The sequence below is a fragment of the Cupriavidus sp. MPR-AND1C genome (genome assembly GCF_058809705.1).
Window position 1 is genome coordinate 223,926 of the sequence record NZ_JBXASU010000001.1, and the last position, 12,114, is coordinate 236,039.

The window sequence follows — 12,114 nt, forward strand, 5'->3', positions numbered from 1 at the left end:
GATGCAACGGTTTGGTGGAATCGTTCAGCCGGTGTATCGAAGCCTAGTGTTGGCCGGATGAGGGTCAAAACTCCATCAGGTCCTTGGCAACGACCACTTGTCCGGAGAAGAATTTCTTAACCTCGGTCACATAGCGCAGGTAATCGTCATGCTCGTTGACCGTCGGCAATAGGTGACTTAATACCACCGTCCTGACATGAGCGCGTGCCGCCATTCTCCCGACCTCATCCGGCGTCAGATGCTCCTCAACTTCATGCCGCATGAATGCGGTTTGTTGTTCCGCTGTCATTCCTTGCCAAGTACCGTTCTTGACCAACACCTGCTTCACGTCTTCGCTGGAGCCAACCTCCGACACGAGGATATCGGCATTCCTTGCTAGCTCAGTCACCGCGTCGCTGGGACCCGTGTCGCCAGTGAAGACAACTACGCGGTCGGGTGTCTGGAAGCGATAGGAATAGGATTTGTACTTGCCATAGTATGGGCTGCCCTCCGGGATATGGAAGTGCGTGTTCTCGACAGCAGTTACCTGGATGTTCTTATCCTGGTAAATCAGCCCTGGCACAACATCATGGCCGACGAAGACATCGGCAAGCGGTGTGCGCCTGCCTTCGGCCCAGCGGATTTCCGCATTCACCGTAAAATATTGAATGGCGCCTTTTACCAGCGTCGCGGTCCCGGGCGGACCGTAGACGGCGATTGGATCGTGGCGCTGAAAATCCCACGCCACTGACATGAGTGTGCCCAACCCCGCAGTGTGGTCATCGTGGCCGTGCGTGATGAATACCTTTCCAATCTGGCGGAAATTGACCCCTGCCTGCGTCAACCGGCGCAGCACGCCATCGCCAGCGTCTACAAGATAATACGTCCCGTCGACGATCAGCAGATTCGATGATTGCGCCCGGTCTTTGGCGGGAATTGGCCCGCCGCGCGTACCGAGCGTGATGAGGTGCGTGCCGGTTCGCGTTTCCGTTACCTCACCGTTCGCCTGCCCTGGAGGGAGAGCACCCAAGGCAACGATGCTAGCGAGCAACAACCGATAGATTCGCATTTTTCATCTCTCCCAAAGGCCATTCGTCAGCGTCAAAATCGACCGACGAAAAGAACGCAACATCTAGCGGCGTGGATCGTTGAGGCTGACGGGCGCGGCTGGGCTTCGCCGCACAGGATCGCATGTCTCGGTTGGCCGATCACGCGCCGATCACGCGCCGGTTGGCAAGGCTGGCTAGATGACCGTTGCACCTTGATGTTCGGCGGCGGTCCAGCGGCGATCAGGGATGCGTGGAGACATCCCCATATAGCTGCCGCATGAACGCGAGAAACACAGGATTCATTACGTCGTCGTGGTTCTTGATGACATCGCCGTCCACCTCTACGTTCCAGATCACTGCGTTCGCCGCTGCGACCCCATCAGTGCCACCCACCGTCGTCAGAAAGCTGCCGCCGCAGAAGGTACGTGCCCAGTTTGGCTTTAGCAGATAGCCTGGGGTGAGATTCTGGCGAAAGAACTCAGCAGCGTCTTCTGCCTCGAGTTTCTTGTTCTGACGCACTGCCTCGCCCAGTTCCTCGCCGTGCAAATCTTTGAGCTCCGCCTCTGACCTCCATCCTGCACAACGGGCGCCGTCGCCAGGCTTGGCGTTGTCCCTGCCCGGCGCCTCGCCGGGTGCGTGAGCGTAGAGCCGGTGCGTCAGATAATGATCGATGTGGCCCGGGGTCTTCTTCATGGCCGTACCCTGTTCACCGGTGGTCTCGCGCTCGAAGAGCGTATTGACCGACCGGCCAATCGGAAATGCGATTCCAGTTGCCCAGTCCTTGATCGACGTGACGGACACCAGCAGCGGCGGCTGGAACCGTGTCGGCCGATACCTGAGCGACACGCGATAGAGCGCCTCGTAGCGCGATGCCTCGAAGGCCGGATTGATCAGCAAGATCATGTCCGCCGGTCTTTCCGCCAGTTCCGTTCCCTTGCCCGTTCCGGCCAGATCTCGCTGCGCGGCCAGCGACTCGATCAGCGATCCGGACATGGCGGCATAAAGGATCAGACCACCAAAGCTATGACCTATCATCAGCGTGCGGATGCGCGGACGCGCGCCCGCTTTCTCGGAAGCTGCGCCCGTCTGGAGCGCGCCGGCCGACTGCGCTTCGTTGTAGTGAGTTCGGAGGGATCGCAGTCGTGCAAACAGCTCGCGCGACGATCCGATCGAGACGCGCCGCGCGGCCTCCTTGCGCGCCCAGAAAGTAAGACTCAGCAGCGGATCGGGCACCGTCCACGACTTCCCTCGCCAGGCCACATAAACGCCCACGACCTTTCTCGGTGTGCCACCCGGTCCGGCCCGGTCACGTTCCTCGGCGCCTGCGGCTTCGAGCAAAGCACGGAATTCCCGCACATTAGCGTCGTCGGCCAGTGCGTTGTGCTTCCAACCGTGAACAAAAACAACGATGCTCAGGTCCTCGCCTTTGGCAAGGAGGGACGTCAGCCGATCCATCAGGCTATCGATCTGATCCGAGGGGTTGGTCGCCAGTGCGTCTGCGGAAGCGGGCGTATTCGGAAACAGCCAGCCCTGGTCGTCGAACTCGACGAAATGCAATTCATAGAGCCCTCGCACACTTTCCGGTGTCACGCTGCCGCACCCTTGCCGCGGGTCGTCGTGCATATCGGCGCTTGCACGCTGACAGCTTGCATCCTTGTTGAGGTCAACACGATGGGTGCGATACGCGCTGTTCGGCGCGCATGCACAAAGCCCCCCTAGCAGCAAGGCTATGGAAAGCCATTGCAGGATATGCATCGCGAAGGGTTGTGCCGCACTGGCGGCGTCGGTTTTCATCTGTCCTGGGCTAGGTGTGGAGGCTCCTGGCACCTAGGCATTCTGGTCGGTCGACCTTGGCGCTGTCTTGAAATAGTCAGCAAACGGCCATGCCGCCTTCAGTTGCGCTTCGGTTCCAGCATAGCAATCCCGATCGCTGGGATCCATCCCCACAAACGCATGGGGTAACGGCCCTGACTTGCCGTCGGTGTATTGCCAGAGGATAAAGTGCGGCCAGGTGTCCGTCGGGATGCCAACAGGCTGGCTTCGGTACCGGGCATACCAGAGCGGGCAATTCTTGAGGATGGGGTCCGCACCATGTGCCTGCACGGCGTCGCGGAGCATGTTGCCGCCATAGACCATGGGCCAGCGTCCGGTCTTTTCCTTCACCCTGGCGACGAACTCGTGGGCCTGATCTAGCGTCATATCCGGTCCGCTTGAACTGGGTTCGAAATCGAGGCAGAAGAGCGTCATGGAATTATCTACCGCCGGGTCGCCCCACAGCGTGGCGGCCAGGAAATTGTCCGCCTGCGCGATAGCGTCCCGGGAGCTGGAGAAGTGGTATGCGCCCCACAGCAGTCCCGCAGACAGTGCCTCATCCCGCCGCTTTCTGTATGTAGGATCCTGGAAGGTCGCCCCCTCGCTGGCCTTGTGGATAACTGCCCTGACCCCAGCGTTCTTTGCCTTGACGGCATCGAAGTGGTTGTCATGGTTGATGTCGATGATGACATCGATGGTTCCGGCTAGGACGTCTGGCATCGCACCCTCCCATTTCCAAAGGCCATTGGGTCACGGCGCAGCAATCGGCGGACGGCGCGCGGCTGGACCGTGAAAGTGCTGCGAGGTCTCCGTCGGACCAGAACACACATCGGCGACCGCCGCCATCGGTTTCCGGGCCGTGCCGGAAACCTTGCGGACTAATCTGAAGAATAGGCAACGCTCGGGCGGAGCATCTCAGCCAAGTGGATGATCTCGTGCTGCAAAAAATTGAATCCTGAGTTAAGGGATGGGTAAAAACGGGCGTTGACACGGGCTACCTTTGAAGGGTCCGCTAGTGTCGGAGATACCCCGCCAACGGCGCACGCCACAAAATGCGGCATGGCTGGCGGTATTTCCGGCGGGTCGGGCGCACGGCCAGGCCTCGCTACGGCGATGGTGACCGTCAGACTTGCGCCGCACCCGCGATGCCGCCGACCATGCTGAGCATGGTGTGGGTAGAGAGGTCGATCTGCGTCACCGGTGCAGTGATGATGTTCGGGCTGGCAAACAACAGGCCACTGCCATTCTGGAGAGCATTGACGCCGGCGTTCAGAAAGACGTTGCCGCCGCGCACAGCGTGTCACCTTTGCGCCACCGCTCCCACATTAGTGCCTTTTGAGTCTCGGTGTAGTAGATCCTGCGCCTCTGTTTCATTTGCAACACCTCCACTGCTCACGCGGCGTCTAGTGTTGCATCGACCGGTTGAATCCACGCCCAATAGCTGCCATTGACCGGTACTTATTGAGTGGCTGCGGTTGTCACACGGGCACGCTTGCGCGCGCGAGGAGAACGCGTGCCGGGCATTCGAGCAGGAGCGATTGGCCCTTTCTGCCTTGTTTACATTCTATATTTGCGTACAGGCGGCTTTGCTAGCTCGTAATAGGAGGAGGTCCATGAATCATATCCACATCCTCACCATCGTTCCGCGATGGGTGCTTCTGGGACTCACGCTGCAATCGGGCGTTGCGTTCGGCCAACAGGCATTGGACCAGCAATTGGCCGGCGCATGGACGTATGTCTCGGTCGACACTGTTCGCCCGGATGGCAGCCGCACACCAATGTACGGGCCCAATCCACACGGTCTTGTGATCTTTGACGGTCATGGTCACTACGCGCTGGTGAATTCGCGCGGCGACTTGCCAAAGTATGTATCCAACGATCGAATGAAGGGCAGTGCGGAGGAATATCGCGCCGTAGTGCAAGGTTCGATCGCGCACTTTGGCACGTACGTCATAAACGCAGACAAAACGATCACCTTTCGCATAGATACGAGCACGTTCCCGAACTGGAATGGGGTCGAGCAGCGCAGGCCGTTTGTCCTCTCGGGAGATGAGCTCAGGTGGACCACTCCTGCAGCGTCCGGAGGCGGCACGGGAGAGGTTGTGCTAAAGCGGGCCAATTGACTTTGGCGCGCACAAGCCGAGTACTTGCCGCCGCCTCCTCGGGATAACCGACTCCATTTGAGCGGACCCGCTTCGCGAGTTGCATCGGTACCTGCAAGCCAAGTGGCCGGTCGGGAACATAGGTACTAAGTTGACGCTAACCCGGCGTTCGACCCGGCGCCCGGCTAACTGTTACTTCCAACGTCCGGCCTTCGTGGAGCTCAATGACGGCAAGGGGTCGTGGATTCAACGGGTCGATGCGACCCGAGCCGTCGCCTACCGCCAAGTGCGGTCGGTCGACATCGACGCCTGGATCGTTGACAATCGTTTTCGTTGCGTAAGCAAACAGGAGCCCACGTTGCCTTCAACGAATCTGCGTCTCTACGCCGACGCTCAATTCGCAAGTCCATATGCGATGTCGGCCTTCGTGGCCCTTCACGAAAAGGGATTGTCGTTTGAGCTTGTAACCATCGACCTGGCCAACAACGCGAACCGCGAACCCGGGTATGCGCAGAGCTCACTCACGCAGCGTGTACCTACGCTGATTCACGGCAGTTTCGCTTTGTCCGAGTCGTCAGCGATAACTGAATATCTCGACGAGGTTTTTCCGGGTACCTCGTTATACCCAAAAGATGCGATCAGCCGCGCTCGGGCACGTCAAGTCCAAGCGTGGCTGCGAAGCGATCTCATGCCCATCCGGCAGGAGCGCTCCACTGAGGTGGTATTTTACGGCGCACACGCGGAGCCCCTATCTGCTGCGGCACGTGCGGCTGCAGGAAAACTGTTTTCCGCTTGCGAGGTGCTGCTTACCGACCACTCACCGGACCTCTTTGGCGAGTGGTGCATCGCAGACGTTGACCTTGCTCTAATGCTGAACCGGCTCGTCCTCAATGGTGATGCGGTGCCGGGAAGGTTGGCTGACTACGCTGCGCGTCAGTGGCAAAGGCCGTCAGTTCAGCGTTGGGTCGCCCTGAATCGCCCCCCGCTGTGAAACCCGCGAACTTGCCGCAGGTGCTTCTTTGCTCCTGTGCATGCTGGCGTTTTGACTTAGGACACACGGTTGGGCGGGTGCTGGCGCCCACGTCGGGCCGCAGTCGGCCAAGTTCGGTCGGCCGGCTTGTCCGCCCACCTTGTCGGCAATTTGGCACGGAATGACGATCTCGGCAGGCGGGAATGGCGTCGGCTACGCGCGTACTGCGCTCCGGAAGGCTGCTGCAAGCGCAGCAAGCGCGTCATGCGTTCGGCCATCCTTGCTCCTTGTATGAAGCAGGACGGGCAGACGCGGCAACTCCGGAAGGCCGAGTTTCGATCCTATATCAATGGCACCAAATGGCAGCATCCTCGGAGCCAGTGCGGCGACTCCTAATCCCGCCATTACAGCCGCTGCGACGGCTGCCACGCCGCCTCCGACAAAGACCTCTCTCCAGGGGACTTGCGCTGCGTCGAGAAGGCTTCCGGCCAGCGCACGCACACCACATGGCTCCGCAAGTGTGGCAAGCGGCAGAGGTTCGTCTGCTCGATGCTGCCAGCCAGGCGCCGCGAACCAGCCAAGTCTTTCTTCGGCAATAAGTTCTCCGTCGCTCCGACCTACATTCAGGCGAACGATTACCGTGTCGAGTTCCCGCCGGTCGAAGCTTTGAAGAAGATCACCGGACGATCCGATCCGGATTTCAACTAACAACTCGGGGTCTTGCGCGTTCATGCGTGCAATCAATGCGGGCAGTTCTGGTCCCGCGACATGATCACTGATGCCAACGGTAATACGCTGCCGGGAGCTGGAAAAAGCGGCCAGAGCGCGGTCATGGGCCGCCAGAAGTTCGCGCGCATGCTCGAGGAACGTTGCCCCCCTCGCCGAGAGCTCAACGTACCGGGGCGTCCGCTCGATGAGTCGAGAATCAAGCCTATCTTCAAGCCGCTTCAACTTCAGGCTGATTGCGGCCTGCGTCGTCTGCATTGCTTCGGCAGCCCGCGTAAAGCTTCCAAGCTCTGCGATGCGGATGAAAGCTTTCACGCAGTCCAAGTCGAGAGAGTGAGCAGTCATTTCAGATGGTTATCATTGAAATAAACATGCATAGCGTAACAGAATGATTAGTATGAAGCGACACAACAAGGGGAGAACCCACAATGCCACTCGTTCACATCTCACTGCGCACCGGAAAGACCCAAGCCCATAGACAGGCAATCTTCGACAGCGTCTACCGCGCGATGCGTGAAACATTCAACGTTCCCGAGGACGATCAGTTCATGACTATTACTCAGCATGAAGGCGCGGACTTCCGCTATGGGGCGTCTTACCTTGGCGTCGCTCGTAGCGATGAGCTCGTGTTTATCCAGATCACTGCGAATAACACCCGCACTGTAGAACAGAAGAAGATGCTGTTTGGGCGGACTGCGGAACTGCTCGGCGAAAGCCCCGGTATCCGACCAGAGGATGTGTTCGTGAGCCTTGTGGAGGTTGAGAAAGAGAACTGGTCCCTCGGCAACGGCCTCGCGCAATATGCTTGAGCATCTGGACTCGGGAGGTTGACATTCCAGTGGCCACCGGCGTCGAATGAGCGGCCCCTATTCGGAGGCGCGAGTGACCCTCGTGGGTCGGTCAGAGACGACCACGCTTTGGCGGCGGGTATTCGACCGATCCCGGGCAACAAGCGTCATTCGCTCTCGTTTTTGTTCAGACACTCGGGCGTCGGCTCGGCCCTCCTAAGCCGCCATCCGCTTCTCTGCGAGCCTTGAGCCAATCGTCCCCTCTCTTCAAACGCTAAGGCAAAATCCTGCACGATAGTCGACCGTTTGGCAGCTCACTTGATCCTCACGACGACCTTGCCCTTGGCGCGTCCCCGCGCCAGGTATTGAAGCGCTTCCTTTGCTTGCTCAAACGGAAACACCTGGTCAATCACCGGACGGATGCGCTCTGACTTAAGCAGTTCGCCAATTTCGGCGAGTTGGGCTCCATCGGGGCGCACGAAAAGAAATGAATAGGTTACATCCCGCTTTTTCGCAAGCCGCATGATCTTGCGGCTCATCAGCCCGAATACCCCCCTCAGAATAACGTTCAGCCTGCGCGAACGGGCGAACGCCGCGTCCAGCGGCCCGATGAGAGACACAATCTTGCTCCCCGGTTTGAGGATGCCGATGGATTTCTCAATCGCATCGCCCCTGATGGTGCCAAGCACAACGTCGTAGTCGCTCAGCACTTCCTCAAATTCCTGCTTCTTATAGTCGACAACCTCGTCTGCGCCCAGACTGGTTGCCAGTTGGACGTTGCCCGTACTGGTAGTCGTTCCCACCCTGGCGCCGAAGTACTTCGCCAGCTGGATCGCAAACGTGCCAATGCCGCCTGACCCGGCAGGGATGAACACCTTCTGGCCAGCGCGAAGGTTGGCGCGCTCCTTCAACGCCTGCCAGGAGGTGAGCCCGACCATCGGAACGGCCGCGGCTTGCACAAAGTCGAGATTGCTCGGCTTTGACGCGGCGGCGCTCTCCGGCACCGCCGCGAATTCGGCGATTGAGCCTCTACCAAGATCGAAGAGGCTGGCAAAGACTGCATCGCCCGGCTTGAAACGCGTCACGCGGCTGCCGACCTCAGTCACCACACCAGCAATATCGCTGCCCAGCGTGGCCGGCAATTCGAACTTGAGCACGGGCTTGAACGTTCCCGCCGGAATCATGTTATCGATCGGGTTCAATCCCGCCGCGTGGACCTGGACTAACAGTTCATCAGGCTTTAGCGTGGGGCGAGGCACTTCGGCGAACCCGATCTCGGGTGACTTGCCATAGCGTTTGAAGGTGAGCGCTTTCATGATGTTTCAAATTCATTGTTGGGTAAGTTATGGGCAGAGTTCGGACGAAATCCAACTCACGCCCATGGCTGCAGCACGACCTTGCCGGTCGTGCTGCGCCCTTCGAGGAGGCGATGTGCTTCGGCGGCCTGCGAGAGCGGCAACACCGTCTCCGTTTGCAGAGTTACTTTGCCCGACAAAACCAGTCCGATGAGTTCGGTCAACGTCGCCTGGATCAGATCGGGGAAAGCCAGGTAGGCGCCGACGTAAAAACTGGTGACGGTGTGGTTGGGGACGGTCAGCTTCCACGGGTCGATCAGGCTGCTCTTGCCGCTGGACTGGCCGATGAAAATCAGGCGTCCAAATGGAGCCAATGCCTTGAACGCTTCGGCGAGGTTGTCGCCACCGGCCGTCTCCAGGATCACGTCTACACCCTTGCCGTCGGTTAGCGCGCGCACTTGCTCGGCCCAGTCGGGCGCGGTGTAGTCCACCGACGAATCCGCCCCCAGGCGCTCGGCCAGAGCCCGCTTTGCAGGGCTGCTGGCGGCAGCGATGACCTTGCCGGCGCCGTACAGCCTGGCAAGTTGCACTGCGAACGAGCCCACTCCACCTGCCGCAGCCTCCACCAGCACCGTTTCGCCCGGCGCCAGTCGAGCGGCCTTGCGCAGGACCAGAGCGGCGGTGAGGCCATGGGCAACCAGCGCCGAAGCGCGTACCGAGTCGAGCCCGGGCGGCAGCGGCATCACGATGGCGGCGGGCACGCGGACGTACTGTGCATAGCCGCCTGCTCCTGGCGCCGCCAGCACCGGCGTGCCGACAGGGAGCGAAGTCACGGCCTTCCCGACGGCGACGACCGTGCCGGCCACTTCGGCACCCAGCGTGAAGGGCGTCGGGGACGGCTCAGGATAGTCGTCGCCGCGCCGACGCATGACGTCGGCAAAGTTCACCCCAGCTGCTTCCACGCGGATGAGAACCTCGTCGTCGGCGATTTTCGGATCGAGCACGTCCTCATAGACCAACATTTCGGGTCCGCCTGTCTTGTGAAACCGGACTGCTTTCATCTGTCTCTCCAGATTTGGGTGAAGTATGTCCAGGCCTGTCTTCGACAAGACCTGTTCAAGATTCATGTTCTGCTGAGCTTCATGGGGACTTCACCGGTCGCTGACCGCGAAGGATTCATTGCGCCAGAAATTCCAGTGCTTTGATCACGAAATCGGTGTGATACTGAAAGATGCCTCCGTGCCCGGCGTCCTGGTAAATGACGAGCTGCGCGTTGGGAATGCAGCGGGCCATGTCATGGCTCAATGCGGTGGGTACCATGATGTCATTGTCCCCATTAGCGATCAGGACTGGCATGTGCAGGCGGGTGAGGTCCTGCGGCGCCTGCTGGCCCCAGGCCTTGATCGCCTTGAGTTGGCGAAGCAACGCGCGGGGTGTCGGCCCCTTGTCGCGCCCCGCCTTGCGTTCCTTGAGCCTCTTCAGGAATGCCTTTGCTGCCTGCCGGCCGTTGGCGGTGGGGGTGAAGAACAGATAGGTCTTGGGATCGCGCATCGTCACCAGGCCCTTGAGCATCAGTGGCCAGGACTTGGCCCCCACGCGATCGATGCCCTGGCCGCCTGCGGGCCCCGTACCTGTGAGGATAAGCCTGCGCACCAGGTCCGGCGCCTTTAGCGCCACGTCCTGCGCCACGAAGCCGCCGAGCGAAAAGCCGAGCAGATCGACCTGATCGAAGCCCATCGCGCGGATCAGCGCGATAGTGTCGCGCGCCATCTCGCCCACGGTCACGGGCGCGATGCCGCCGGACGAACCGATTCCCCGGTAGTCGATCGCAATAACCCGATGCGTCCGGGCGAGGCCATCGACGATACGCGGGTCGAAGTTGTCCAGCACGGCGCCCCAGTGGTTCAGCAGGACCAGCGGGATGCCGCCGAGCGGGCCCAGCTCGCGATAAGCGAAGGTGGTTCCGTCCGCCCTGACCTGATTGTTCTGTGCGTCGACATAGGACGTGGCCGACTGGCTAGTTGGGCTGAAACTGTTCATCATCGCTTCCTTGGGTTCGGCCTTCATGCGTTGACGTCCAGGAGGGTGCTGCCGTGAGTGACTTCGCTGGATCCCGTTGTGGATCGTTTCATATGGCGCTCAACTTCGCGCCCGCAGACGCCGCGTGCGAAAGGTGCCCCAGCCGCTGCGCAGAGCAGACTTCACGAACGCTGCCAGTCCGCTCTCGTCGGGGCGCGGCTCTCTACCCATTGCGATGCGCTTCAGCTGGCGCGTGTACCACAGCACCTCCATGATTCCCATGCGATCAACAGCCTTGAGGCCGGTACTGATCGGGCGCACCTGCCGCAGGCTATCGCGTCCGTGCAACAGGGCGGCAGGCGCGTCAGGATCGATCGCCAGCAGCCGCGCCAGGCCCACTACATCCAACGCGCCGGAGCACAGGGCAGCGTTAATGCCCGCCGCCGTGCGGAACCCTCCGGTCACCATCAGCGGCACCTTTACGGCGGCCCGCACCTTCTCGGCAAATTCAAGAAAGTAGGCTTCGCGGGCCACAGTGGATTCCTTCTTCGGTTCTCGCATTGCCCCGCTCATGGCAGGCGCCTCGTAGGTACCGCCAGAAATCTCGATTAGGTCGATGCCCGCAGTGGTCAACGCACGGATCGTCTCGATCGATTCTTCTTCAGTCAAACCACCGCGCTGGAAGTCGGCGGAATTGAGCTTGATTCCCACAGGGAAGTCCGGGCCGACCTGCCGGCGGATTTCCGCATACACGGCCAGCACGAAGCGCCGACGCTTTTCGGGGGTTCCGCCCCATTCGTCCTCGCGACGGTTGTGATGCGGAGACAGGAACTGACTGACCAGATAGCCGTGCGCCCCGTGAATCTGCACGCCGCTGAATCCGGCCTTTCTGCAGATCGCCGCGCTGCGGCCAAAGCGCTCGACGATGTCGCGGATTTCCGACGTGGTGGCTTCGCGCGGCGTCTCGAAGAAGGCTGCCATGTCTTCGCGGAAGGGAACGGCCGACGGCGCGAGGTTGAACGCGTTCAAACCCTTTGTCGATTGCTTGCCCGGATGATTAAGCTGCGCCCAGATGGCCGCCCCTTGCCCGGTCACCGCTCGCGCCCACTCTCGAAGGGCAGTCAAATCTGTCTCGTCCTCGATCACCACATTGCCGGGCTCGCCCAGGGCGCGGCGGTCGATCATTACGTTGCCCGTCACGATCAGTCCAAGCCCCGATGCGGCCCAGCGCCGGTACAACTGCACCAGGTCCAAAGTCGGACGATTGTCGTAGGTGCCCAGCGTCTCGCTCATGGCCGCCTTGGCGAGCCGGTTGCGCAGCACACAGCCATTGGGCAGGCGCAACGGCTGATTCAGCAGATCTGGTTTCATGGG

At 60.5% G+C, this 12,114-nt stretch carries 12 protein-coding genes; 3 read left to right on the forward strand and 9 right to left on the reverse strand.

Going from position 1 to position 12,114, the window contains the following annotated elements:
• Window positions 1–64 precede the first annotated feature (64 nt).
• The 4 genes from AC1RWI_RS01065 to AC1RWI_RS01080 form a co-directional block, all read right to left on the reverse strand.
• Window positions 65–1,048: an MBL fold metallo-hydrolase gene (locus tag AC1RWI_RS01065; protein WP_492863969.1), complete on the reverse strand. Its 984-nt coding sequence runs from the start codon at window positions 1,046–1,048 to the stop codon at window positions 65–67.
• 220 nt (window positions 1,049–1,268) lie between these two features.
• Window positions 1,269–2,822: a hypothetical protein gene (locus AC1RWI_RS01070; RefSeq protein ID WP_492863971.1), complete on the reverse strand. Its 1,554-nt coding sequence runs from the start codon at window positions 2,820–2,822 to the stop codon at window positions 1,269–1,271.
• A gap of 33 nt (window positions 2,823–2,855) precedes the next feature.
• Complete coding sequence (locus tag AC1RWI_RS01075) at window positions 2,856–3,560, reverse strand: glycoside hydrolase family 25 protein (protein ID WP_043356490.1); 705 nt, start codon at window positions 3,558–3,560, stop codon at window positions 2,856–2,858.
• A gap of 403 nt (window positions 3,561–3,963) precedes the next feature.
• Window positions 3,964–4,134 (reverse strand): hypothetical protein, encoded by a 171-nt coding sequence (locus tag AC1RWI_RS01080; protein WP_492863974.1) that lies wholly within the window; start codon window positions 4,132–4,134, stop codon window positions 3,964–3,966.
• Window positions 4,135–4,453: 319 nt separating this feature from the next.
• Between AC1RWI_RS01080 and AC1RWI_RS01085 the strand changes: the two genes are divergently transcribed.
• Both AC1RWI_RS01085 and yfcF read left to right on the forward strand, forming a co-directional pair.
• On the forward strand, window positions 4,454–4,963 hold the full coding sequence (locus AC1RWI_RS01085) for a lipocalin-like domain-containing protein (protein ID WP_492863976.1): 510 nt from the start codon (window positions 4,454–4,456) through the stop codon (window positions 4,961–4,963).
• Between the two features lie 337 nt (window positions 4,964–5,300).
• The gene (yfcF, locus tag AC1RWI_RS01090) at window positions 5,301–5,933 is read left to right on the forward strand and encodes a glutathione transferase (RefSeq protein WP_492864062.1); all 633 of its coding nucleotides are present in this window, start codon (window positions 5,301–5,303) and stop codon (window positions 5,931–5,933) included.
• Window positions 5,934–6,125: 192 nt separating this feature from the next.
• Here the strand turns inward: yfcF and AC1RWI_RS01095 are convergent, their stop codons facing one another.
• Window positions 6,126–6,983: a LysR family transcriptional regulator gene (locus AC1RWI_RS01095; RefSeq protein ID WP_492863978.1), complete on the reverse strand. Its 858-nt coding sequence runs from the start codon at window positions 6,981–6,983 to the stop codon at window positions 6,126–6,128.
• 83 nt (window positions 6,984–7,066) lie between these two features.
• Between AC1RWI_RS01095 and AC1RWI_RS01100 the strand changes: the two genes are divergently transcribed.
• The gene (locus AC1RWI_RS01100) at window positions 7,067–7,447 is read left to right on the forward strand and encodes a tautomerase family protein (protein ID WP_492863980.1); all 381 of its coding nucleotides are present in this window, start codon (window positions 7,067–7,069) and stop codon (window positions 7,445–7,447) included.
• A 293-nt stretch (window positions 7,448–7,740) separates the two neighbouring features.
• Here the strand turns inward: AC1RWI_RS01100 and AC1RWI_RS01105 are convergent, their stop codons facing one another.
• The 4 genes from AC1RWI_RS01105 to AC1RWI_RS01120 all read right to left on the reverse strand — a co-directional run bounded on the left by AC1RWI_RS01105 (window position 7,741) and on the right by AC1RWI_RS01120 (window position 12,111).
• The gene (locus AC1RWI_RS01105) at window positions 7,741–8,742 is read right to left on the reverse strand and encodes an NADP-dependent oxidoreductase (RefSeq protein WP_492863982.1); all 1,002 of its coding nucleotides are present in this window, start codon (window positions 8,740–8,742) and stop codon (window positions 7,741–7,743) included.
• Window positions 8,743–8,798: 56 nt separating this feature from the next.
• A complete protein-coding gene (locus AC1RWI_RS01110; RefSeq protein WP_492863984.1) occupies window positions 8,799–9,782 on the reverse strand; it encodes a quinone oxidoreductase family protein in 984 nt (327 codons plus the stop codon).
• Between the two features lie 115 nt (window positions 9,783–9,897).
• On the reverse strand, window positions 9,898–10,761 hold the full coding sequence (locus AC1RWI_RS01115; protein WP_492864064.1) for an alpha/beta fold hydrolase: 864 nt from the start codon (window positions 10,759–10,761) through the stop codon (window positions 9,898–9,900).
• A 99-nt stretch (window positions 10,762–10,860) separates the two neighbouring features.
• A complete protein-coding gene (locus tag AC1RWI_RS01120) occupies window positions 10,861–12,111 on the reverse strand; it encodes an NADH:flavin oxidoreductase/NADH oxidase family protein (protein ID WP_492863986.1) in 1,251 nt (416 codons plus the stop codon).
• Between the last annotated feature and the right edge of the window lie 3 nt (window positions 12,112–12,114).

What these genes read in the sequence shown, in the direction of transcription:
- AC1RWI_RS01065 (WP_492863969.1), bottom strand. Translation starts at nt 1,048, where the DNA reads ATGCGAATCTATCGGTTGTTGCTCGCTAGCATCGTTGCCTTGGGTGCT.
- AC1RWI_RS01070 (WP_492863971.1), bottom strand. Translation starts at nt 2,822, where the DNA reads ATGAAAACCGACGCCGCCAGTGCGGCACAACCCTTCGCGATGCATATC.
- AC1RWI_RS01075 (WP_043356490.1), bottom strand. Translation starts at nt 3,560, where the DNA reads ATGCCAGACGTCCTAGCCGGAACCATCGATGTCATCATCGACATCAAC.
- AC1RWI_RS01085 (WP_492863976.1), top strand. Translation starts at nt 4,454, where the DNA reads ATGAATCATATCCACATCCTCACCATCGTTCCGCGATGGGTGCTTCTG.
- AC1RWI_RS01095 (WP_492863978.1), bottom strand. Translation starts at nt 6,983, where the DNA reads ATGACTGCTCACTCTCTCGACTTGGACTGCGTGAAAGCTTTCATCCGC.
- AC1RWI_RS01100 (WP_492863980.1), top strand. Translation starts at nt 7,067, where the DNA reads ATGCCACTCGTTCACATCTCACTGCGCACCGGAAAGACCCAAGCCCAT.
- AC1RWI_RS01105 (WP_492863982.1), bottom strand. Translation starts at nt 8,742, where the DNA reads ATGAAAGCGCTCACCTTCAAACGCTATGGCAAGTCACCCGAGATCGGG.
- AC1RWI_RS01110 (WP_492863984.1), bottom strand. Translation starts at nt 9,782, where the DNA reads ATGAAAGCAGTCCGGTTTCACAAGACAGGCGGACCCGAAATGTTGGTC.
- AC1RWI_RS01115 (WP_492864064.1), bottom strand. Translation starts at nt 10,761, where the DNA reads ATGAACAGTTTCAGCCCAACTAGCCAGTCGGCCACGTCCTATGTCGAC.
- AC1RWI_RS01120 (WP_492863986.1), bottom strand. Translation starts at nt 12,111, where the DNA reads ATGAAACCAGATCTGCTGAATCAGCCGTTGCGCCTGCCCAATGGCTGT.